The 22,578-nt window shown below is 61.7% G+C and carries 16 protein-coding genes and 1 pseudogene; 5 read left to right on the forward strand and 12 right to left on the reverse strand.

From position 1 onward, the window contains the following. Window positions 1-424 precede the first annotated feature (424 nt). The 8 genes and pseudogenes from HKK57_RS27450 to eutH form a co-directional block, all read right to left on the reverse strand. Window positions 425-655: pseudogene (locus tag HKK57_RS27450) on the reverse strand (FecR domain-containing protein); the annotation flags it as partial. Beyond that, the gene (locus HKK57_RS27455) at window positions 571-969 is read right to left on the reverse strand and encodes a FecR/PupR family sigma factor regulator (protein ID WP_442962260.1); all 399 of its coding nucleotides are present in this window, start codon (window positions 967-969) and stop codon (window positions 571-573) included. The pseudogene HKK57_RS27450 and the gene HKK57_RS27455, both read right to left, overlap by 85 nt. After that, complete coding sequence (locus HKK57_RS24585) at window positions 966-1,472, reverse strand: sigma-70 family RNA polymerase sigma factor (RefSeq protein WP_092236282.1); 507 nt, start codon at window positions 1,470-1,472, stop codon at window positions 966-968. The genes HKK57_RS27455 and HKK57_RS24585 overlap by 4 nt, the downstream gene beginning before the upstream one ends. 75 nt (window positions 1,473-1,547) lie before the next feature. Beyond that, a complete protein-coding gene (locus HKK57_RS24590; protein ID WP_169390972.1) occupies window positions 1,548-2,573 on the reverse strand; it encodes an LLM class oxidoreductase in 1,026 nt (341 codons plus the stop codon). 23 nt (window positions 2,574-2,596) lie between these two features. Continuing rightward, the gene (locus tag HKK57_RS24595; protein WP_092236276.1) at window positions 2,597-3,232 is read right to left on the reverse strand and encodes a glutathione S-transferase family protein; all 636 of its coding nucleotides are present in this window, start codon (window positions 3,230-3,232) and stop codon (window positions 2,597-2,599) included. Window positions 3,233-3,469: 237 nt separating this feature from the next. Further along, window positions 3,470-4,321, reverse strand: a complete 852-nt coding sequence (locus tag HKK57_RS24600) for an urea carboxylase-associated family protein (protein WP_070996318.1) — start codon at window positions 4,319-4,321, stop codon at window positions 3,470-3,472. A 180-nt stretch (window positions 4,322-4,501) separates the two neighbouring features. Continuing rightward, a complete protein-coding gene (locus tag HKK57_RS24605; protein WP_169390973.1) occupies window positions 4,502-4,858 on the reverse strand; it encodes a DUF1937 family protein in 357 nt (118 codons plus the stop codon). Between the two features lie 56 nt (window positions 4,859-4,914). Continuing rightward, window positions 4,915-6,159, reverse strand: coding sequence for an ethanolamine utilization protein EutH (eutH, locus tag HKK57_RS24610; RefSeq protein WP_029294550.1), 1,245 nt, complete (start codon window positions 6,157-6,159; stop codon window positions 4,915-4,917). 387 nt (window positions 6,160-6,546) lie between these two features. Here eutH and HKK57_RS24615 point away from each other — a divergent pair, with 387 nt between their 5' ends. Continuing rightward, entirely contained in the window at window positions 6,547-7,326 is a 780-nt protein-coding gene (locus HKK57_RS24615; RefSeq protein WP_029294548.1) for a DeoR/GlpR family DNA-binding transcription regulator, read from the forward strand. 4 nt (window positions 7,327-7,330) lie between these two features. Here the strand turns inward: HKK57_RS24615 and HKK57_RS24620 are convergent, their stop codons facing one another. From HKK57_RS24620 to HKK57_RS24630, 3 genes are read right to left on the reverse strand one after another with little or no spacing between them, the layout of a single operon-like run. After that, complete coding sequence (locus HKK57_RS24620; protein ID WP_169390974.1) at window positions 7,331-8,746, reverse strand: FGGY family carbohydrate kinase; 1,416 nt, start codon at window positions 8,744-8,746, stop codon at window positions 7,331-7,333. Between the two features lie 25 nt (window positions 8,747-8,771). Continuing rightward, a complete protein-coding gene (locus tag HKK57_RS24625) occupies window positions 8,772-10,010 on the reverse strand; it encodes an NAD(P)/FAD-dependent oxidoreductase (protein ID WP_169390975.1) in 1,239 nt (412 codons plus the stop codon). Continuing rightward, window positions 9,997-11,406: an NAD(P)/FAD-dependent oxidoreductase gene (locus HKK57_RS24630; RefSeq protein ID WP_169390976.1), complete on the reverse strand. Its 1,410-nt coding sequence runs from the start codon at window positions 11,404-11,406 to the stop codon at window positions 9,997-9,999. Before HKK57_RS24630 ends, HKK57_RS24625 begins: the two co-directional genes overlap by 14 nt. Before the next feature lie 625 nt (window positions 11,407-12,031). Here HKK57_RS24630 and HKK57_RS24635 point away from each other — a divergent pair. The 4 genes from HKK57_RS24635 (at window position 12,032) to HKK57_RS24650 (ending at window position 21,167) form a co-directional block, all read left to right on the forward strand. Next, window positions 12,032-12,547, forward strand: coding sequence for a sigma-70 family RNA polymerase sigma factor (locus tag HKK57_RS24635; protein WP_169390977.1), 516 nt, complete (start codon window positions 12,032-12,034; stop codon window positions 12,545-12,547). Continuing rightward, entirely contained in the window at window positions 12,544-13,479 is a 936-nt protein-coding gene (locus tag HKK57_RS24640) for a FecR family protein (RefSeq protein WP_169390978.1), read from the forward strand. The genes HKK57_RS24635 and HKK57_RS24640 overlap by 4 nt, the downstream gene beginning before the upstream one ends. 65 nt (window positions 13,480-13,544) lie before the next feature. Continuing rightward, window positions 13,545-15,956: a TonB-dependent siderophore receptor gene (locus tag HKK57_RS24645; protein ID WP_169390979.1), complete on the forward strand. Its 2,412-nt coding sequence runs from the start codon at window positions 13,545-13,547 to the stop codon at window positions 15,954-15,956. A 372-nt stretch (window positions 15,957-16,328) separates the two neighbouring features. Beyond that, window positions 16,329-21,167 carry a glycosyltransferase family 32 protein gene (locus HKK57_RS24650; protein WP_237150427.1) on the forward strand — a complete coding sequence of 1,613 codons (4,839 nt, stop codon included), beginning with the start codon at window positions 16,329-16,331 and terminating at the stop codon, window positions 21,165-21,167. 75 nt (window positions 21,168-21,242) lie between these two features. Here HKK57_RS24650 and HKK57_RS24655 read toward each other — a convergent pair whose 3' ends face one another. Further along, window positions 21,243-22,571 carry an aminotransferase-like domain-containing protein gene (locus tag HKK57_RS24655; protein ID WP_169390981.1) on the reverse strand — a complete coding sequence of 443 codons (1,329 nt, stop codon included), beginning with the start codon at window positions 22,569-22,571 and terminating at the stop codon, window positions 21,243-21,245. Window positions 22,572-22,578: the final 7 nt, after the last annotated feature.

Below are 22,578 nucleotides of genomic sequence, written 5' to 3' on the forward strand. Positions count from 1 at the left end.
GAACGTAAAAAAATTTTCAGACCGGCACCACAGTCACCCAATAACGGGTACGACGCTTGATGCGCACCGGCAACGCATGGGCCACCAACGCCAGCGCAGCATCGGTGTCGTCCAGCTGGAAGCTCCCGGTCACGCGCAACCCCGCCACCTGCTCGCTGCAGCGCAAGACGCCCGGCCGGTAACGGGAAAGTTCGGCGAGCAGCACATCCAGGCGCATACGCTCGGCAGGCAGAATCCCGCGCAACCAGGCCTGGGCCAGAAACCCGTCGCTCTGGCGTGGCGCGCCCACACCCTGGCGATCCACCCGGGTCTGCCACCCCGCCGCCACCGCGACTGGTGACGGGTTGCGCGGCGAACTCACGTCGACCCAGCCGCGCAATACGGTAATCCACGTGCCCTGCTGATCGTGGCGCACCAGCAGGTTGGCCTCCCGGCTGCTCAGTAGCGCATCCGGCGTGACCAGTTGCAGCGGGCGTGACTCGACCTGTGCATCCAGCGCCACCTCGCCCTCGATCAACTGCACACTGCGCAGGTAGGCGCTGAAGTCCAGGCTGACGGCACTGGCGGTGTTCAGCCACAGTGAACTGCCATCGGCCAGGGTCCAGCGATGGCGCTCACCGGTCGCCGTGCGGTACGTGGCAAAGGCTGCGCGCACCAGCGTCGAATCGGCGCCCTGCCACGACAGGCCACCCAGCAGCCCCAGCCCCAACAAGCACTTGAGCACCTGCCGGCGCCGTAGCGGATCAGCCCCGGCAGATTCCAATGCGCGCCGCGCGGTGGCATCCGCCAACAGGTGGGCACCAGGGGCAAGCTGGTGACGCGTTGCCAGGCGTATTCGTGCTCGGCGCTCGCCAGTCGCCATTGCTGCAACGCCTGGTGATCGGCCGGGCTCATCATTCCGGACTCAAACCTGACGATCCAATCGATGGCCGTTTCGCGGATTTTCGGTGCAACCGCAATGCCCGTCATTCAAAACGACTCGCGTAGCACACGCTGAAAGCCTTGCCCATCGCCCGCTGTACCTGGGCCACGCTCAAGCTCAATTGCGTAGCGATCTGCGGGTACGTCAGGCCATCGAGCTGGGACAAAAAGAAGATCTTGCGCACCTGCATCGACAAGCCCACCAGCAGCGAGTCGAGTTGCAGCAGGGTTTCGATCATCAGGTAACGCGTTTCGGGCGACGGTTCCTCAGCTTCGGGGCGCGCGGCGAGTGCCTCGAGGTAGGCCCGTTCAATGGCCTGGCGGCGCCAGCGGTTGATCAGCAAGCCATTGGCGATCGCGGCAAGAAATGCCATGGGTTGGCGCAACTCACGCACATCCTGCTGCGTGCGCAACACGCGGATGAAGGTGTCGTGCGCCAGGTCTTCGGCATCGGCGCTGTGCCCCAGGCGACGCTGCAACCAGCCGCGCAGCCAGGGGTGATGACGGGTATAGAGTTGTTCGACGGGCGAGACGAGACTGTCGTCGTACATGTCAGGTCCAATGAGCGGTAATGATAATACTTCTCATTTTAGTGTCTGAACCTGACGCTTGTACAGCGCCCGCTGCTACCACTGTTGCAGATGGGGTTCGGGGCCAGCCAGTGCCGGAAACAGCGGCAACACCTCTTGCGCCAGTTCCTCAATGATCTCGGCCACCGGGCGCTGGGCCATCTGGATCCCGAGGGCGGCATGATTGACGCCCGCTTCACGCCACTCGCCAAGCAGGTCGATCAGGCCCTTGCGCCCGGTCTTGAGCACATAGCCACCTTGCATGGGCGTCCGCGGGAAGTCCGGGTCATCGGCCAGGTCGATCCATTCATTGGTCATATGCGGGCGGAAGCCACCGCCTGGAATCCCATCGCGCCAGGCGCGGATTTTTTCCGCCAGGCGCCTTGGCCCCATCACGTTATGGGTGCTGTCCGGGTAGGTCAGCCAGCCATCGGCCTGCTCCCCCAGCCACTGCATCGACTGGCGCGACGACCCGGTGATAACCAGGGGAATGCGCCCCGTTACCGGCTTGGGCAACAAGTACGCATCGCTCAACTGCCCAAGGGGTGACTCAATAGTGGGCGCCGTGGCCGTCAGTAATTGCCGGAAGTAGTCCACCGACTGCGCAAAACGCTCGGCACGCGCACCGTGCTCCAGGCCATAGGCCGGAAACTCCACGGCACGGTCGCCCGAGGCGATGCCCATCACCAGCCTGCCACCGGACAATCGATCAATCGTCGCGGCGGCCTTGGCCAAGTCAATCGGATGACGCAACGAGAACACTGCACTGCCGGTCACCAGGGCAATCTGCCGGCTATGGGCGGCCAGGTAGCCCAGATAGGTAAACGGATCGAACACTTGGCCCGCATCGCCAAACGAAGGGTCGAACAAGGGCACGTCGCGCACCCAGACTGCGGCAAAGCCCAGGCGATCGATCTCGCTGACCCATTGCGCCTGGCCGGCGAGGACTGCCATGTCGCCCTCATAGAAACGCAGCGGCAGGAAGATCCCCAGGGTCAGTTGATCCGGCGCGAACATGCGCCGGTAGCCGGGGTGGTTGGCAAAGGCCGACGCGTTGGCGCCACAGGTGGCGGTGGAGTTCATACAGGGTCCTCGGAATGGGCCACTCAGGGGCCAGTGGCAGGGGCAGGCAGGCGGATACCGCGTTGCACGGCCGGGCGCAGGTTGACCCGCTCATACCACGCGCTCAGGTGCCGGTACTGACTGAAATCGAAGGCAATCACCCGGGCAATGTGCATCCAGCCAAAGGTCGCAATATCTGCGATGGAATAGGCCTGCCCTGCCAACCAGGGGTTGGCGGCCAATTGTTGGTCAAGGGTGGCAAAGGCCGCTTCGGTCAGTTGCCGATAACGCTGGATTGCCGTGGCGTTGGCGCTGTCGTCGAACAGTTCGAAATGCACGCGCTGGCCCAACAACGGCCCCACGCTTGAACTGTGAAACATCAACCATGTAATCGCCGCCCAATGCGCCGGGCCGGCAGGGGGCAACAGTTGCCCGCTCTTTTGCGCCAGGTACAGCAGGATCGCGGCGGACTCAAACAGGGTGATGCCAGCGCCGCGGTCAACCAGTACCGGAATACGCCCATGGGGATTGAGCGCCAGAAAATCCGGATGACGATGCTCGTCGTGATCGATCTGGACATGACGCAGGGTGTAGGCCAGGCCCATTTCTTCGAGGGCGATGGTGATCTTGAAACCATTGGGCGAGCTGTCGGTGTAGAGCACCAGATCAGGGCTGTGCATGGTCGGTTTACCTCAGGCGAAATTGCTTGAGCGCCATACTAAGGAGGTAAAAACGGGCGTGGAAACGATACGTTCTTAACCACTGCTTTAGATTTTCTAAACCCTTCTGTGGGAGCGGGCTTGCCCGCGATAGCAGTGTGTCAGCAAGCTAATGTGCCGATTGATCCACCGCATCGCGGGCAAGCCCGCTCCCACAGAAGCCCCCATAAAGCAATAGCGCGTTCCTTCCCCACTCGATTATTTTTCCCACGCGGCCTTGGGAATCAACAAGCCGTGATTGCCGTTGTACGCGGCGCGCTCAGGCGACTTCCAACCCTCCAGCAACCCGTCGTCGAGCCGGTAGACTTCCACCCCCAGCGGCCGGCACACCGTCAGCGGGTCCTGGGCATCCGGGCCCCACATCGGCAGCGACAGGTCACCGCCCGGGCAGGTGGACAGCGCACACAACAAGTCAATCTCGGCAAAGAACTCCAGGTAATCGCCTTGTTTGGCCGGGCATGCCTTCATGAAGTACATGTCGTCGTGATTCAGGCCGGTGCACTGGAAGATATTCAACACGTCGTGCACATCGAACTCGGTCAGGCCATGGGGCAACACGGCGCGGGTCAGGTTGGAATGGCAATGATGGTGGAAGTCCTCGCCGGTGAGCATCTTGTTCACGTAGGGATCGCAACGCGTGCCCAGCAGATCGTGCAGGCGCCCGCCGTGCTCGTCGATGCCGTAGCCGGCCAGGCTGTCATCGGTGATGGTGACCATCGGCCGCAGGAACGGCAGGTTCGACCACAGGCGGTCGTAGGTGCTGACATGGGCGCCTTGCAGCTGGCGGGTGCGCGCAGCCCACATGCGCTCGCGCGGGTCATTGGCATTCCACACATTGAAATCGCCGACCTGCGGCCCGACCGGGGTGGTCACGCGGAACACATGGCCGGCCGGTACCTTCCACGCGCGACCGGTGCGGATCGGCACGTCGAACTGCTCGACCAGGGTGCGCCCTGCCCCGCACTCGCGCACACGGTCGTAAAACGCCTTGTCGACCTGCAAGGCTGCACCCTTGCTGACTTGGTAAGCGGCGGGATAGTCCTTGTACATGATGGGATCCTCGTTGGCAGGGTTTGGCAAAACCATACAACGGGGCGGGCGTGACTTGAAGAGCACACACAAACCAATGTGGGAGCGGGCTTGCCCGCGATAGCGGTGGGTCAGGTTAGAAATACTTGACTGACACACTGCTATCGCGGGCAAGCCCGCTCCCACAAGGGTTATACGTTGTCAGATGAACTCGTTAGAAACGTCCGACCACAGGCTGACCTTCTGCCCACGATTCTTGAAGAACTCGATTTCGCGCTTGATCCCCGAGCTCAGGTCCCAGCCCGGCAGGTCGAGGATGATCAGCTCTTGCATCATGTCCATGAACAGCGCATCCACCGGTGCCCACAGCTTGCCGATGGTGGCGCTGTCCTTGCCTTCAAACGCCAGGTTGATCGGGTGTGACATCGACACCTGGCTAAACACCCCATGACCCGACTCGATGATTGTGGCCGCCACCTTGTTGCACTGGATAAAGCGCTCATGGGTGACCGACGCATCGGCATGGCTGTAGGGGCAGGCCAGAAAAATCTTTCTCATTGTTACCTCAGGGCAAGGCAAGGGCTCGCACCCTTGCGGTGATTAAACAGTTGGCGTCATACCGGCTGGGCGACTGGCACACCCGCTGCGTCGGCCTCTTCGCGCTCGCGTTCCTGGGCTTCGTAGCGCTGGGCGGCGGGCACGGAGATCTTGATCGCGATTGCCACGGCGAGCAGGCCACCGAACAGCTTGGCCAGCAGGATCGGCATGATCAGCGTCGGCTGGAAGTTGGCGGTAAAGGCCAGGTGATCACCAATGGTCGCTTGCGCGCAGACACCCAGGGCCACGCACAGGACCTTGTCCCGGGCATTCATCTTTTTGAACAGGTGATACACCGCGATGATATTGGCAAACACCATGACAAACGCCGCCGCGCCATCGGCCGACAGCCCGATGTGCTTGCCCAGCACTTGCATGGGTTTCTTGCAGTAGCGATTGAACAGGTAGCAGATGGGGAAAGTACCGGCGAGCATGATGCCGATATAGCCGGCAATCTCGATGGCGCGGAACAATTCCTTCTCGTCGGCGAACATCGGGTCGAAACCCCACACGCCGAAGTTTTTCATGAAGAAGCCAGTGAAGTGCTCGACGATGGCCAGCGCCAGGACGATCTTGATAAACGCGTCCATCAACTTACCGAACACCAAAAACCCGGCCACCATCCACGACGCCCGATACCGCAGGCCGGCAGCCAGCAGGAAACAGAACACAAACAAGGGCGCGAGCAAGCGCACGCAGTCGACAAAACCCAGGCTCAGGTAATGCAGGGCCGGCGAGGTGGTGGAGACGATGTCACGCACCGGCAGGTTGAAGGCCGTGATCATCATCAGCGACGCAAGCACCGCAAACGGGATGCTGATCAGCCCGGCCATGGCCCCCAGCGCCAGGTACTTGTGGTCCTTGCGCTCGAGCATCATCAGGCCGACCGGGATCAGGTAGACGATGGTCGCACCGGAGGTGTAGCCCACGATCATAGCGGTGATCCACATGTCGCGGTTCGCCGCCAGGGCATCGGCAAGCTGGTAGCCACCCATGTCCACGGCGATGATCGACAGTGCCGCAATGGACACGTCGGAACCCATCGCACCAAAGTACGGCCCCAGGGCCACCTCGATGAACTTGGACAGGTACGGGATCGCCACCATGATGCCCGCCTGCGCCAGGAACACCGGGCCGATGGAGTGGATGCCGTTGACAAACTCCTTGCCCAGGCCACTGTCGGGCTTGATCACGGACGCAAACGCGCCCACCACCGCGCCGATCATGATCAGGTAAATAACGTAGTTGCCGAATTCCGCCATTGCTTTCGCTCCATCTGTACTGAATCAATTGTTTTTGTAGGAGTACGCCCCAGTTCGGTCGCTCCATTGGCCAAACGCGTTTTACAGCCCCATTTGTTGCGCTTTCACACCCTATAACTAACCACTTCCCATGCCAATCGTGTGTTTCTTGTGGTTTTGCGGGTTAAACACACTGGAATCGGTCAATTCTATTGCGTAATCTCTGGTCATACCTTTCAAGGCAGCGGACTCTAAGCCCGTGAACGGCAAACGCCAATACCAAGTTCACGCCATCTGCGCTGGCGCTCAAGCGCCCCAACACACGCTGCTGCGGCATCATTTGAGTGCCTCGGTAACAGCGCTGCGCACCGCTGGCGCACTCACGTAGCATCAAGAGGATCGATCCCCATGCGCCCCAATGAAAGACGCCAACATATCCTTGAGCTGCTACGCCAGCGTGAACGCATTTCAGTCGATGAGTTGGCGCGCACCCTCAGCACCTCGCAAGAGACCATTCGCCGCGACCTCACGGCCCTGGCCGACGATGGCCAGGTCACCAAGTTCCATGGTGGTGCCTCGCTGCCACCCAGCGGCGAACATGAGAACGCCTTCCAGACCCGGATGAACGAATTCTCCCAGGAGAAACGTGCGGTGGCGCGGTTTGCCGCCGGGCTCTATGCGCCGGGCGACAGCCTGCTGATCGATACCGGTACCACCACCCTGTTCTTTGCCCGTGAACTGGCAAAGCTCAACCGCATCACGGTCATTACCAACTCCTTGTTGATCGCCTCCGCCATTGGCGCCAGTGGTAATCGCGTATTCATGATCGGTGGCGAATACCGCCCCGAATCGGAACAGAATATCGGCGCCCTGGCCATGGAGCAGATCGCGCGCTTCAACGCAGAGCATGCGGTGGTCACCATTGGCGCCTTGAACACCGACGGGGCGTTCGACTTCTCCATCGAAGAGGCGGAAATCACCCGCGCCATGATCGCCCGCACGCGCTACCTCACGGTCATTGCCGATTCCTCGAAGATGGGCAAGCGCGCGTTGTTCCAGGTATTCCCGCTGGAACGCATCGACCGCCTGATCATCGACCGCAAACCCTTGGGTGAACTGGCCAAGGCCCTGGCCGAGGCCCAGGTGGAAGTCCTGGAGGCCCCTGCCCTGACCCGGCCGGAGTGGTAAGCCGTCAGCGCCAGTCGCGGCAACGGGTCACCGCATCGCTGAACGTGGCACGCCACTGCTGGGCTTGCGCGGCACTGACTTTCGGGTGAAAGCTGGTGCTGGTATTACGCGGTGGCTTGAGGGCCACGCCAAGGCCTTTGGCTGCCAGCGCTGCGCAGCCGAACGCCGTCAGCTCATCGAAGCGCTGGGTGACAATGCAACGCTGCAAGGCATCAGCAAGGAACTGCGCAAAATATGGACTGCGCGCCAGGCCGCCATCGATGGACAGGTGATCGGTGACACTGAGAAAACCGTCCATGGCCGTGATCACTTCAACACTGCGCAACGCCACGCCTTCCAGCACGGCCTGGCACATATCCTGGCGCGTGGTGCTGCCATTCATGCCCACCCACAGGGCTGCCGCGCTGCGGTCCCAGTGGGGGCAAGCGAGCCCGGACAACGCCGGCACAAACGCGAGTTGGCGACCAATGGCCGGCGGCTCGTCGAAGGCCGCCAGCTCTGAAAAATCGCTGAACAAGCCAAGCCGCCCGGCCCACTCCACGGCGGCGCTGGCATCGTAGACACCACCGTCCATGGCATACGTGGGCTTGCCGTCGATCTGCCAGGCGATGGTTGCCAGCAGGCCTTTGTCCGGCGCTCGGATGATCTGCTCGCCCGTCAAGGTCAGGGCGAACGCCCCCGTACCGTAGGTGATCTTGGCGTCGCCCTCGTTGCGGCAACCATGGCCATACAGTGAGGCTTGCTGGTCGACAATCGAGGCGGTGACCGGCGTGGCGCCGATCTCGCCAAAGTGGCCGACGGTGTCGCGGATCTGCGGCAACGTTTCCATGGGCACGCCAAACAGCTCGCAGAGCTGGCTGTCCCACTGCCCGGTCGAAAGGTTCATCAGCGAAGTGCGCGAGGCGGTCGTGACGTCGGTGGCAAAGACCCCGGTCAGGCGATCGAGAAAGTACGCATCGGTGGTGCCCAGGCGCAGCCGCCCGGCTTTCAAGGCGCTTTGCGCAACCGGCAGGTTGCGTACGATCCAGGCCAGCTTGCTCGCCGAAAAATACGGATCCAACGGCAACCCCGCACGCTCCAGGGTCAGGGCTTCGCCCCCGTCGCCGCGCAACTGGGCGATCTCGGCCGAGGTGCGATTGTCCTGCCAGACGATCACCGGGGATAACGGCTCGCCGGTCTTGGCATCCCACGCCAGGCAACTTTCACCCTGGTTGGCAATACCGATGGCATCCACCTGGCCGGTGGCCTCCAGGCAACGCTGCAGGTTATTGAGCAACTCCAGTGGATCATGCTCCACCCAACCGGGGTGGGGATGGTGTTGCTGATGGCGCAACGAGAGCTGGATATCAGCAGACCCATTGTCACTCACCACCAGCACACGGGTGCTGGTGGTGCCTTGATCGAGCGCGGCAATCCGCATGTTAAAGACTCCTCGGCAGGTCTTGTTAGTGGCCGACAAAGTCGACTTCGAGTTGCTGTACGCCCTGGGGCAGGTTCAGGCGGGCGATGGGGATCAGGATCCGCCGCTCCGGCAACCAGCTGCCGGCACGCGACCAGATTTGCGTGCCATCGGCCCGTACCACCAGGCGCCCTTTCACCTCACGGCTGACCCGCAGTTGCAGGTGCTGCATACCCGCCACGGCAGACGGGCTCAGGCGTTGCGGCACGCAGAGTTTCAAGTCGCCCTGGCAGGCGATCTCGACGCTCGGCGCACCAGCCGGCAAGTGCCCCTGCAGGTCGCGGGCGATCATCGTAGCGATCTTATGGCCTTCGCGAAACGACCAGCCTGCCGTCTCGACAGGACGCAGCAGATTACCCGCGGCAAAGTAGGCCGGATCGCTGCAGCGCCCGTATTGATCGATGTGCGGGCCACCGCTTTTCGGGTCAAGCCGCAGCTCGCTCAAGCGCACCAGGCTGGATTCGGGGGTGAACTGGCCGGTGAGCAGCACGCCGTCACAGTCCAAGGTGGTGGTCTGGCCGTCAGCCAGGCGCACGGTCGCACCCTCCACGCGCCCGGTGCCATGGATCTGCAGCAGTTGCGCGCCGAAATGCATCGGCACCCCGCACAACCGTGGAAACAGTGACAACGGCCAGCGCGCCGTGGCCCGCTGATTGGCCTCGATCATCGCCACCGGCTGGATCCCGGCACGTCGGCAGCTCATGACCGCCGACAGGCTGACCAACTCGGTACCGACAATCAACGGGCGCTCAAAGGGTTTGAGGTGCTCCAGGTACAGATAGGACTGGAACGCACCGGTATTGATGACCCCCAGCGGGCGGTCGCCGCCCAGCAGGCGCGCCGAGCGCGGCGTTTCCCGGGCCCCGGTGGCGATCAACACCCGGCGTGCCTGGATAACCCTGGCGCCCTCCGGGCTGACCAGTTCCAGGCGCCCGCCCTCGCCCATCTGCGTCACCGAGTGCTTGACGCGGATCTGCACCCCCGCCTTCAACGCCTGCGCGACGTTTTTGCGCGCATAGGCCGGCCCCGTGTAGAGCCTGCCGTATTCACGCAGGCCAAAAGGCGGATGCCCACAATGGCGCGGGATGCCACCCGCCTCGGGCTCACGCTCCAGCACCACGACGTTGTCGACGCCCAGCTTGCGCAGGGTGATCGCCGCCGACAGCCCCGACGGGCCGCCACCGATAATCGCGACATCAATGTTTTCGACTTCAATGGGCTGCATGACAAACACCTGTTGCAAGGGGAACGGCCAGATGGCCAGCGCTCAACTGCGCCACTCGCGCGCCACAATAAAAGCCCTGGCAGCGCCCCATACAGGCCCGCGTTCGGCGCTTCAAACCACCCAGGTCACCGGGCGGCAGCGCACTGGCCAAGGCATTCTCGATTTCCCGCAGCGTCACCATTTCACAGTGGCAGACGATTTCGCCGTAGCCCGGGCGCTGATAATCGCGCGGCAAATGTTCGGCAAGGTTGGGCAGTGTCGGCCATTGCAGGATTTGCGCAGGGACCGGTGTGTGCTCGCGTTGATAAAGGCTGAACACGTGCCGGGCAATGCCCAGCGCCGCGGTCAGGCCGGTGGAGCGGATGCCGCCGACGCTGATCCAGTTCTTGCCTTCGACCCGCTGCACCCGGTACTCCTTCTTTTCCGTGGCGGGGCGCAGCGCGGCATAAGTGGCGGTGACCGGCATGCCTTCGAGCGCCGGAATCCGCTCGACGGCGGCGTCCACCAATTGACGCAGCACATCGCCGTCGAGGCCGGCGTGCACGCGGTCTTCCTGTTCTTCGGCGGTCGGCCCCACCAGCAGGTTGCCGTAGACCGTACGGGTCAACACGATGCCTTTGGTGCGTTCATTGGGCACCGGCAGGATGATGTTGCCCAGATAGCGCGCGGCGGCCTTGTCGAACACCACGAACTGACCTTTGCGCGGGTGAATGGAAAAGCTCGATGCGCACAGCAACTGTTGCTCGAGCACATCGCCAAACAACCCGGCGCAGTTGATGATCGTGCGCCCCCGGATAAACCCGTTGGTGGTCTCCAGGGCCCAGAGTTCGCCGTCGAAATAACCGCCATTGACCTCGGTATTGAAGCGCACCTGTGCCCCATGGATCATCGCCTGGAGCAGATACCCCAGGGGCGCCGACCACGGGTCGATCAGAAACTCACCGGGCACCTCGACCGCCCCCAGGGCATTGTGTGCCAGGTTCGGCTCCAGGGCGCGCACCCGCTCGCGGCCGATCAGGCGGACATCGGCAATCCCATTGGCGTGCGCCTGCTCGACGATGCCTTGCAGCTTGCCCAGGTCCTCCTCGTTCCAGGCCACCACCATCGCGCCGGTCTTGAGCAGCGGCAGCGACATCTTCTGGTGGATCTGCAGGTATTCCTGGTAGCCGTCCTTCATGCATTGCAGCTCCAGGCTGCCGGTTGGCGCATCGAAGCCGGTGTGCAAAATCGCGCTATTGCCTTTGCTCGCTCCAGACAGAATGTCCGGGCTTTTTTCCAGCAACAGCACCCGCGCCCCTTCCAGGGTAAAGCGCCGGACCATCGCGCATCCCACAACGCCACCGCCAACAACGATGACGTCGTAGATACCACTCTGATTCGGGAAGGGTTTGGTCATGATCAAGCCTATGGTGAAGTGAGCGCAGGATGTGCCTGGGATAGGTGCAGGGCATATGCCACTGACTGAACCCAGGTTGGAATGACCGATTGGCCAAGGCGGTTCATTCACAGCCCAGCGGCTGCGTCGTCGGTCGCGCCCAACCTCCCAGGCAAACACCGAGTGTTTATTGATGCCGGCGCTTTAAACGCAACGAGGAAAAACTGACCGATTCGTTGCGCATAACCCCGACTCGGTCAAAACGACGTTACTGTGGATTCGGTCAATACGCCAAAAAAGTGCTACCCGACTACCCGCCCAAATCAAGCATTGCTACTTTTTCACACCCGGCCTGCCTAGATTGCGGTTTACAGAGCTGGCGTAAAGGGGTTTTCGAGCGTTAATTGGCTCAATATCGCCAGCCATTGCGACTGTTCAGTCACTCAATCCAAATAATATTGACCGATTTACAACCACTAACCACATAGAATCCGAGGTATTAACCAATGCCGCCTCCAGAAGTTTTTTGGCTACCTCTATAAAGACGTCGAAAGGACCGTTCCTGAGACCAAGCTTGCCTCGCCCATTGCAGCTCTCCGCCAGAAACAACTAGAATAAGATTAATTCCCACTTACGAATTTTTCGCATGAAACCAGCCCAGCCCGCCGAAGCCGCGACGCTTGAAGCCCTGTACCGCGGCTACCACGGCTGGCTGTTGAGCTGGCTGCGCCGCCGTGTGGATTGCTCCCATCACGCCGCCGATGTGGCACACGACACATTTATCCGCCTGCTGTCGGCCGGGCCCTACGTGGCGCCCCGCGAGCCGCAGGCCTACCTCGCCACCGTGGCCCGCCGTCTGTTGATGGACCGCAATCGCCGGCGCCGCCTGGAGCGGGCCTACCAGGACGAACTGGAGCGCTGTGCCCAGTACCTTGAGCAGGCGCCCTCGCCCGAGCAGATCCTGCAGGCAGTGCAGGTGCTCGAAGCGATTGACCGGGCCCTGGCGCGCATGAAGCCGCGGATCCGCGAGACCTTTATCCTGCGCCACCTCGACGGCCTGGATCAGGCCCAGATCGCCGAACGTCTCGGCGTGTCGTTACGCACCGTACAACAGGACCTGGTGCAAGCCCTGCTGGCCTGCGACGCGTGCGCCCAGCCATGAATGCGGCCATCCTGCGCGAGGCTGCCCAATGGCTGGTGCGCCTCGACCATCAGGCCGACGCCGCCAGCCAGCAGGCCTTCCATGCCTGGCTCGCCGCCGACCCACAACATCCACTGGCTATCGCGCGCCTGCAGGGCCACCTGTCGCCCCTCAAGCAGGCTCCGGCCCGTGCGGCATTGCGCCGGGCACGCCAACCGAAGGCGATCAAGGGCCTGGCACTGAGCCTGTTGATCGGCCTGCTCGCCCTACCAGCCTATCAGTACAGCCAGCGCGGCTATCTGTTCGCCGACCTCAGCACCGCCAGCGGCCAATGGCAGCAACAACGCCTGGCCGATGGCAGCACCCTGCAACTGGATGGTGGTTCGGCGGTGGACCTGGACTTTGACGCCAACCAACGCCGGGTGCGCCTGCTGCACGGTGAATTACTGGTGGACGTGGCCAAGGATGCCCAGCGCCCGTTTTATGTCGATACCCCACAAGGCAGCATTCGCGCCCTGGGCACGCGCTTTATCGTCGAACGCAGTGGCGAGGCAACGGTGGTCAGGATGCTCGAATCGTCTACGCGCATCGACAGCGCCACCCAGCAATTGACCCTCAACCCCGGCCAGCGCGTACGACTCGATGCACAAGGCCCGGGCAACGTAGAAAAATTCGATGCCCGCGCCCACGAAGCTGCCTGGAACACCCATCAGCTGCTGGCCAACGACGAGCCCCTGGCGGATGTGCTGGAGCGCCTGGGCCGCCATCGCAGCGGCCTGTTGTTGTTCGATCGCCAGGCCCTGCAAGGCCTGCGGGTCACGGTGATGCTGCCGTTCGACGACCCGGCGCGCGCCTTGCGCCTGCTCCAGCGCACGCTGCCGATCGAGGTCAGCAACTACACCCCATGGGTCACTCGCGTGTCGTTGAAAAACAGCGCGAACAATTCTCAATAAAGTCTGCGTGTTTTCGGTTTTGCCGCGTCCTTTCCTTGGCCAACATCCAAAGGAGCACCGATTACATGTCTTCCAACCCCTCCACCCGTGGCAGCCTGCTGCTGGCCAGCCGCTTGCTGCTTGGCTGCCTGCCACTGGCACTGCCGGCCTTTGCCTACGCGCAGCAACAGGTCCAGGCCTTCGATATAGCCCCTGGCCCCCTCAGCGAAGTCCTGAGCCGTTACGCCCAGGCTGCCGGCGCACCGATTGCGTTCCAGTCGCAACAGGTGGCCGGCGTGAACAGTGCTGGCGTGCGCGGCAGCTACAACGTGGTGGATGGCTTTGCCAAGGTCCTGGAAGGCACCGGCTTCGCCGCGCAGGCCAGTGCCGATGGCTACCAGTTGCAGGCACTGCCCCAAGCCAATGGCACCCTGGCACTGGCTGCCACCGAAATCACCTCCAACCAATTGGGCACCGTCACCGAGGGCACCGGGTCCTACACCCCGGGCACTATCGCCACCGCCACGCGCATGGTCCTGACGCCCAAGGAGACCCCACAGTCGATCACCGTGATCACTCGCCAGCACATGGACGACTTCGGCCTCAACGCCATTGACGATGTGATGCGCCACACCCCCGGCATCACCGTGTCGACCTATGACAGCGAGCGCACCAACTATTTTGCCCGTGGGTTTTCCATCGAAAACTTCCAGTACGACGGCATCCCCACCCTGCGCAACTCGGCCTACTCGTCGGGGCAGACCCTGACCGACATGGCGATCTACGACCGTGTGGAGATTCTCAAGGGCGCCACCGGCCTGCTGACCGGTGCCGGGGCGCCGGGCGCGACCCTCAACCTGATCCGCAAAAAGCCCACCCGCGACTTCAAGGCCAGTATCGAACTGGGTGCCGGCAGCTGGGACAACTACCGCTCCCAAGTCGACGTCAGCGGCCCCCTGACCGACAGCGGCAATATCCGTGGGCGCGCTGTGGCGGCCTATCAGGACAAGCATTCGTTCATGGAACGCTACCAGCGCAAGACCAGCGTCTACTTCGGCTCGCTGGAAGCGGACCTCGACGACGACACCTTGCTGACCGTGGGCTTTGACTATCAGAACAACGATCCGCAAAGCTCGGGCTGGTCCGGCAGCCGGCCGTTGTTCAACACCAACGGCGACCGCATCGACGTCAAGCGCTCTTACAACAACGGCGCCAAGTGGAGCCGCTGGGAACAGTACAACCGGGGTGCCTTCGCCACCCTGGAGCGCAGCTTCGCCAACGGCTGGGTAGCCAAGGCGCAAGTGACCCACCAACTCAGCGGCTACGACGCGCCCCTGGGTTCGATCCAGAGTGCGCCGAGCCCCGACACTGGCCTGTCGACGGTGTATGCCAACAAATTCACCGGCCTGACCCGCGCCAATTCCGCCGATGTATACCTCAGCGGCCCGTTCAGCCTGCTGGGCCGTGAGCATGAACTGGTCGTGGGCGCCTCGGCCTCCAACTCCCATTGGAAAGGCAAGGACTACGGCAGCCCCACACACGCCAATGGCAAAGTGGTGGACTTCTGGAACTTCGATGGCAATTTTGCCGAACCTGACTGGGGCGCGCCCACCTACATCAACGACCTGACCACCCGCCAAAGCGCGGGCTACATGACCTCGCGCTTCAGCCTGGCCGACCCGCTGAACCTGTTCCTTGGCGGCCGCGTCGCCAACTACAAACTGCGCGGCACCGACGACTCCACGGAAACCGGGCGGTTGGTGCCCTACGCCGGGGTGACCTATGACCTGAACGAAAACTTCACCGCCTACGCCAGCTACACCGACATCTTCATGCCGGAAAGCTACAACCGCGACCGTAACAACAAGCTGCTGGAGCCCTCCGAAGGCAAGAACTACGAGGGCGGCATCAAGGGTGAATTCTTCAACGGCCGACTCAATACCAGCCTGGCCTATTTTGAAGTACACCAGAGCCACCGTGCAGAACCCGACGCCGAATACAACGCCGCGCCGACCAACCCGTCCGTGGGTTATGCCTCCAAGGGCATCGAAGCCAAGACCAAGGGTTTTGAAGCAGAAATGTCCGGGGAACTGGCGCCCGGCTGGCAGGCCCAGGCCGGTTACACCCACAAGATCATCCGCGACGAAAGCGGCAAGAAAGTCTCGACCTGGGAGCCGCAGGACCAGCTCAGCTTCTACACCACGTACAAACTCAAGGGCCCCCTGGACCGCCTGACCGTAGGCGGTGGTGCGCGCTGGCAGAGTCGCAGCTGGCAAGAGCTGTACAACCGCTACAAAAGCAAAAATGAAGAGTTTGCCCAGGAGGCCTATTGGCTGGTGGACGTGATGGCGCGTTATCAGGTGACCGAGAATCTGTCGGCGACCCTGAACCTGAACAACGCCTTCGACAAGAAGTACTACACCAACATCGGCTTCTATAACACCGCTTATTACGGTGACCCGCGCAACGTGATGCTCACCACGCGCTGGAGCTTCTGAGCCACACGCAGGGTGTAGGTGTCACGTAGATCCCTGGTTTTCAACGCTCGATTGCAGCGGTTGAAAACCAGGGATTTTTTGCTTCAGAACAATCCCATGAAACATAAGGCAAATGGACTGTTGGCCGAGCGAGGGAATCACCTGCGGGAAATCGCTACACAAGGTTGAGACCACAACCGCCGTAGCCCCTTCTCGTACCTTCAGGCAGCCGACCTTATGACCACTGTTTCCAATCGCCTCCCCGCACACCCTAACCCGCTCGCCTTAGCCAATCCTGCCCAGGCGCTGGCGCTCGCTCGACCCAAGCGTGATGCCCCACCGCCGGCGCAATCGCCCCAAAGTGCTCGCGCTGAAGGTGATCGCGCATTGGCCATGGAGTACCACTCGGCGCTGATCCTGGCCGCCAATCGCGAGAAAAATGTCACGATCAACACCATTGCGCCAGACTCCACCTTCGGCCAGTGGTGGGCGCATTTGCGAGACACCCTCAAATCCCCCGACGTGCGTCAGTGGATGGACGAAAAAGGCATCAGCCCGGACTCCATCACCCTCAATCTGAATACCGGCGAAATTTCTTTCAAGCGCCGACGTCATCTTGATCCCGAACAAAAGCGTCACACCCTTGGGCAAGACGACAGGCACTGGGCCGCGATCAGCGGGCCAATCCTGCAGGCCGCACGGGTGATTGATGCCGGCCACGGCGATACCACCTTCACCCCCCCGCAAAGCGACGTTGACCAGCCGGTTCCCTATTCGCTCGTGGGCAATTTTTACAATGAGCCACAGAACCTGACCGGGCCGTCCATGCGCCGGCGTGCAGAAGAGATAGACCGGGCCCAAGGGTTCAAGCAACTTGACCCGGCGACCGCAGGCACGTTGATTCAAGCGCGCAGCGACAACGCGCTCCTGGTCCAGAAGGCCTACCTGGGCGACGTCTACAACCGCAGCCAGGCCAGCAACCAACTGCGTCACCTGGCGAGCGCCGTAAAAGACGGCGGCCACAGTGCCGGGCAGATCAAAGATGAATTGAAGAACAGGACCGTCAGCCTGTCATTCGACGGCAGCTATCAGCCCGCCAATCGCGGCACCTGGAATGAGATCAGCCTGTTGCAATTGCTGCAGGATCACGGCTGGGATATCCCCACCACCCACCAACAACTGGAAAACCTGGCAACTGCCCTTGGCACCCCGCCTCCCCAGGCTGCCCCCCATGGCAACCTGGGCGGTGCGCTGGCCTGGCCCGCCCCTCTTGACCAGGGCAGCCAGGCACAACTGCGCACGGACATAAGCGCCGGCAAGTTCGGCAATGTCTCGTTATCGCCCTTCAGGAGCGTGCTCGACTATCTGCTGAACAATCGGCCCATCACCCCTGAAGAGCTGCGCAATCCACGCCTGTTGATTGCCAACTTGATCAATTCGCCCAGGGGCCAGCAACTGGGGAACGCCATCGCATCCACATTCGAGGCGCGCAGCATCAAAGGCACTGCCAACGACTGGACCCTGGCGGCGATGAACGTGGAGCTGGACAGCGGCACGGGTAAACCGCCCAGCGAGATCCAGGGTTACCGACTGATCTCGCCGGCCAACACCGGCAAGTCGCCCGCCACCATCATCGAGGAATTGGCTGCCCACCTGCTCGACGTCGACCGAGCGTCGTCGCCGGAGAAGGCCCTGATCCAGGCGCACTTGTTACTGGCCAACCGGGCGCCCGCCTTCCTGGTCAAGGACATTCCCAAACAGGTGGTGGTGGGCACCCACAGTTGGGTCAGCTTCGTCACAGCGACCGCGCGCATTGAAGCAAAAGCGCCAGGGGCAACGGCAACCATGACCTACGCGCAAGTCATGCTCGAAGCCGAGACAGCGCCGATCACCGATGAAGAGCGCCAGGTTGAATCTGCCGCGCAGAACGAAGCGATCAAGAACTGGGGAGTCGCCAACGGCATGCGTTACCCCGTGACCAAAGCCGAAGTCGATGCCGTGCGCGAGGCCTTCAATGCGCAGGTTCGCGAGCTACGCGAAGCTGCCGAATCGCCCCCCTCAGAGATGCCTACGACCAAGGCCATAGCCCTGGAGCAGTTGAAGAAAGCGCTGCCGGACATGGACCCGGCATTGTTCGAAAAAAAATGCATCGACTCGCAGCCATCCAGCAGGTTCTTTCCGGGCCCCTACTCGATACTGGATCTGTATATCGATGGCCGTGCACTGCTTGGCGCGCCGGTCTCGGCCGATAACTGGGGCGAATTTGGCCGGGGTTTTGTACAGGTTGTGACACTTGACCAAGTCAAGATTCCCGCTGATGGCCGACCGGCCGCCTGGGTCTCGTCCTCGAGTGCGGTCGACTTCAACAAGGTTTTACCCAAGCTCAAAGACCTGCCGCGCCCGCTGGAAATCTTCAAAAAGACATTTGCCGATTACGCCCACACCGTCAAAAAAGCTACGTCGGCGCAAATCAAGCTGCTTATCTCGAAACTGCCGCTGGAAGATCGGGAGAACCTGGAGTTCGGCAAAATATCCGTGCGCAAGGAAATACGCTACCACCGTGCCGATCACCCGATTCGTGTGGAGCCGGGCGTGCTGCTGGTCGAGACCGAACGCAATGGCAAGGTCATGACCTACGCCATCGACCGCTTGAAAGGCACCGTGACTCGACGGCCAGATCAGGCCTACAAGGAGCTCGAGCCCCGCAGCGGCTTTGTGCACTACTCGGAAGGTAAACGCTTTGATACGGTCAAACCGACGGGGCAATCTTCGCCCGCAATAACAGATGAACAGCCAGCGGCACACAGCGCACCCAACAGTTTCAGTAGTCCCAGGACCCAGTACATTGCCGATGCGATAATCACCGATATGGAACTGCCGGCGGTCGAGGCCTACGCCAAAGGCGCAACAACCTTTCAGACAGAAGTACCGGCGTACAAAGTCCTTGAAGAAGTGGCGTTGAGTCTGATCCCGTTCCGCTCCGCGATAAAGAACTTTATCGACGGAAAAGTCGGTAACGGCATTGTCGACCTGGCCTTTGATATCTTCGGTTTCGCCGTGGGCCTGGGGGCTGCGGCCAAAGGCGCGAAAGCCCTGGCTGTCGGGGCCTCGACCCTTTCAAAAGTTGCCAACGCCGGCAAGATCATTGGCCGGGCGGCAATCGGCGCGCTCAACCCATTGGGCGGTGTGGATGACTTGGCCCGCGGCGTGGTGAGCCTGGGGCGTACCGCTCACAAGGGAGTTAAATACCTGCGCGGTTCTTACCGCAGCATCAATCTGCTTGAACTGGCCAAAAAACCCGACCTGGCCGAAGGCACTTACAAGGCGCTCAATGGCGCCGCTGAAAGCAGAACCCTGGCTAAATTCGATGAGGCGACCCACAAGTGGTACGCCTTTGACCCACGTACAAAACAGGCCTACGGCAAAGCCCTGGAAAAATTTGCGGTGGATACCCCCAAGGCAAATGACCCCAACAGCCTGCGTGCTATCGGCAGCCAGGATGGCGCGCAAGCGGCAAGCCAAGAGCATGGCTTGGCGGCCACCGGCACGTTCAAGGTTGGGCAAGAAACGGTTGAGGGCCCGGTGGTGATGTTCCAAGGCAACTGGCATCAATACGACACACTGAAAAAACGCGCCTTCGGCCCGCCGCTAAAAGACTTCAAAGCCAATCAGGTGGCCGCCAATGGCGAGGTGCGATCGCTCAACACCGACTTATTGGGTTATGAAGCCAAACATATCGCGCTAGACGAGCTCCAGCTCAAGGGTCCACAGAGCAATATCTATGTGGGCCGCAGCCGCAAGGAATATGTAAAAGTCGATGGGCAGTTGTATGAGTCGCGCTTGAGCGAAGGCCAGCGCGTGATCCGTCACGCGGGCGGCGCCGGCCCGGATATCCCCGTGCGGGACCTCGGTGCCGGCGGATGGGAACCCACCTCACGCAGCCACCGTCTGCTCGGCGGTACGGGAAATGCGCCCACGCCCTGGAAGCTTGGCGACAGCACTTATGTCGTGCCGATAGACGACATCAAAGTCACCAATAATCCACCTTCCCCCTACTCGCTCAACTACAAGGGCGTGGACCATAGCGTCACCTTCGACAGTTCAGCCGGTGCATGGAAAGCCACCAACGTCTCGACCGGCATTGAGGCACACAGCGCTACGTATTTCTGGAGAAGTGGCAAAGGCAAATGGCAGCGGGGGCCGTTCAGTGAGTTGAAAAAGGCCAAGCAGACTGACGCCCATCACTTCCAGTTTGTAGATGTTGCCGCGCCGACAACGGTTTCCATCCCCAAAGATATAAAGCCCCTGCCCCAACAGCTGCACTATTTTTGGGCCGGGCAGGATATCCCGCCAAACCTGGTGGAAAACATGGCCAACAATGCAGCCAAGGCCCCGGGGTACAAATCCATCCTGCACGTGGATGCCGACAACCCCGCCATCTTTCAAAAAATAAAAGCTGACCTGGAGCGCAAAGCCCCTGGCCTGACCGTGATGAACCTCAATGACGATGAGGTGTTCAAGCAACTGAAAAATGGTGAGATGTACGACTACTTTCGCCAAGGACAAGGCAAGAACCTGGCGGCGGCCTCGGATGTCGCGCGCTATCCGATCATGAACAAATACGGCGGCATTTATCTCGATACCGATGACGTAATCCAAGCCAATATCGGCAGTGCCGTATTGAATGCCGGAGCGAATGACGTCCTCCTTAATCGGCCTGTTGCCCATAGCCTCACGGACTACAAACCGTTCTACAACACCAGCAACTTTGCAACGCAACCTGGCAACCCGGTGATTAGCCAGGTGATCGCCGATATGGACAAACGATTTGCCGAGAACAAGGCCTATTTCGCCGCTAATCGGCCCACGGCCTCCAGAGGGGCCGATGGTCGTGTGCAATACACCCCGGAATTCGCAGCCTATGAGCGCAAGATTTTCGATACGGTGGGCCCCAACCTGTTCAATGACATCCTTAAATCGAAACGACCGGACATGTACGACCTGGGCTTTGATGGCCTCACCAAAGAATCAAAGCTCGTCGACGGGCGGGGCGTCTCATCCGGGCCAATCGTCAACATCGAAGCCAACGCTCGCAATTACTACCAGAGCAAAGGCATTACCCCACCCGACCTGCTCGGCCTAAAGGTGCAAAGGGCCAAGGAGCATTACATGCCGCTGTACCACCAGTTCAAAGTCAAGATTGGCGCTGAACACTCCTGGATCAATGCCTAGCGGCTGAACCGTGCACCGTTCGACCCTCGCCACGGCGCAGGAGGGTCGAACGGGCTTTACGCCCCTCGGCCAATCTCAATAACCCGCCACCACCCACCGCACCCTCAACAGCGCCGCACGCAGCGCGTTTTTGTCCACCGACCCCAGCGCCAGGCGAATCGCATGGGGCACATGCTCGGACACCGCAAAGGGCTCTGCGCCAGACACCGAAATATTCTCCCGTGCCAGCGCCATGGTGATCTGATCGGCCCGCGCGTCTTCTCCCAGCGGCAACCATAAAAAATACGACGCAGGATGGGCAATGTAGTCCAGCCCCGCCAGCACCTGGGCCGCCAATGCCTGCCGGGCCTGTGCGTCCTGGCGCTTTTGCGCTTCCAGTTGCAGCACCGTGCCATCGTCGATCCAGCCCGCCGCAATGGCCGTCATCACCCCAGGCGCGTTCCACACGGTGGCCATGATCGTGCGCTCCAGGGCCGGCACCCACTCAAGTGGCGCCGCCACGAACCCGACGCGCAGGCCCGTGGCAACGCTCTTGGACAAGCCACCGATGTACAGCGTGCGCTCCGGCGCCAACTGCGCCAGCGGTGGCGGCGCGTGTTCGGCGAGGAAGGCGTAGGCCGCGTCCTCCAATAGAATCAGCCCATGCTCACGGGCGATGCGCACCAGTTGCTGGCGCGTTTGAAGGTCCAGGACCCACCCCAGGGGATTGTGCAATGTCGGCATGCAATACAGCGCCCGCACGGGGCGCCGCCGACAGACCTGTTCAAGCGCAGCAAGATCAGGACCAGTGGGCGTGACCGGGATCGCGACGATCTCCAGGTGCAGCGTCTCGGCCAGCACCTTGAACCCCGAATAGGTCAGTGCGTCCACCGCCACCACATCGCCCGGCTTGAGCTTGGCCATCATGCTGACCGCCAACCCATGCTGCGCGCCGCTGACCACCAACACCTGCTCGGCCGCGACGCTTACACCGCGGTGCAGCAGATGCCGCGCCATCGCCGCCCGTTCGTGCAAGCGCCCGGCTTGGGGCTGGTAGCGCAACAGCGCTTGCAGATCGCCCGACAACGCCAACTGGCGGAGCGCAGTGCGCAGCAGGTCAGCCTGGCCCGGCAAGGACGGATAATTGAAGTTCAGGTCAACCATGCCCGCCGCCACGGCAACCTGCCCAACGCCCTGGCCCGGCGCCAGGGCGATCTCACGTACAAACGTGCCGCGCCCGGTCTCGCCGCTGACCAGGCCCATGGCCTCCAGTTCGCTGTACACCCGGCTGGCCGTGACCAGCGCCAGGCCGTGGCTGGCCGCCAATTGGCGGTGGGTCGGCAGGCGGGTGCCGGGCACCAGGGTGCCAGCACGGATATCCCGGGCAAAGGCGTCCACCAAGGTTTTGTAACGGGCACGGGGCATGGGCGAT

This window comes from Pseudomonas sp. ADAK21 (assembly GCF_012935735.1).
GTDB lineage: Bacteria > Pseudomonadota > Gammaproteobacteria > Pseudomonadales > Pseudomonadaceae > Aquipseudomonas > Aquipseudomonas proteolytica.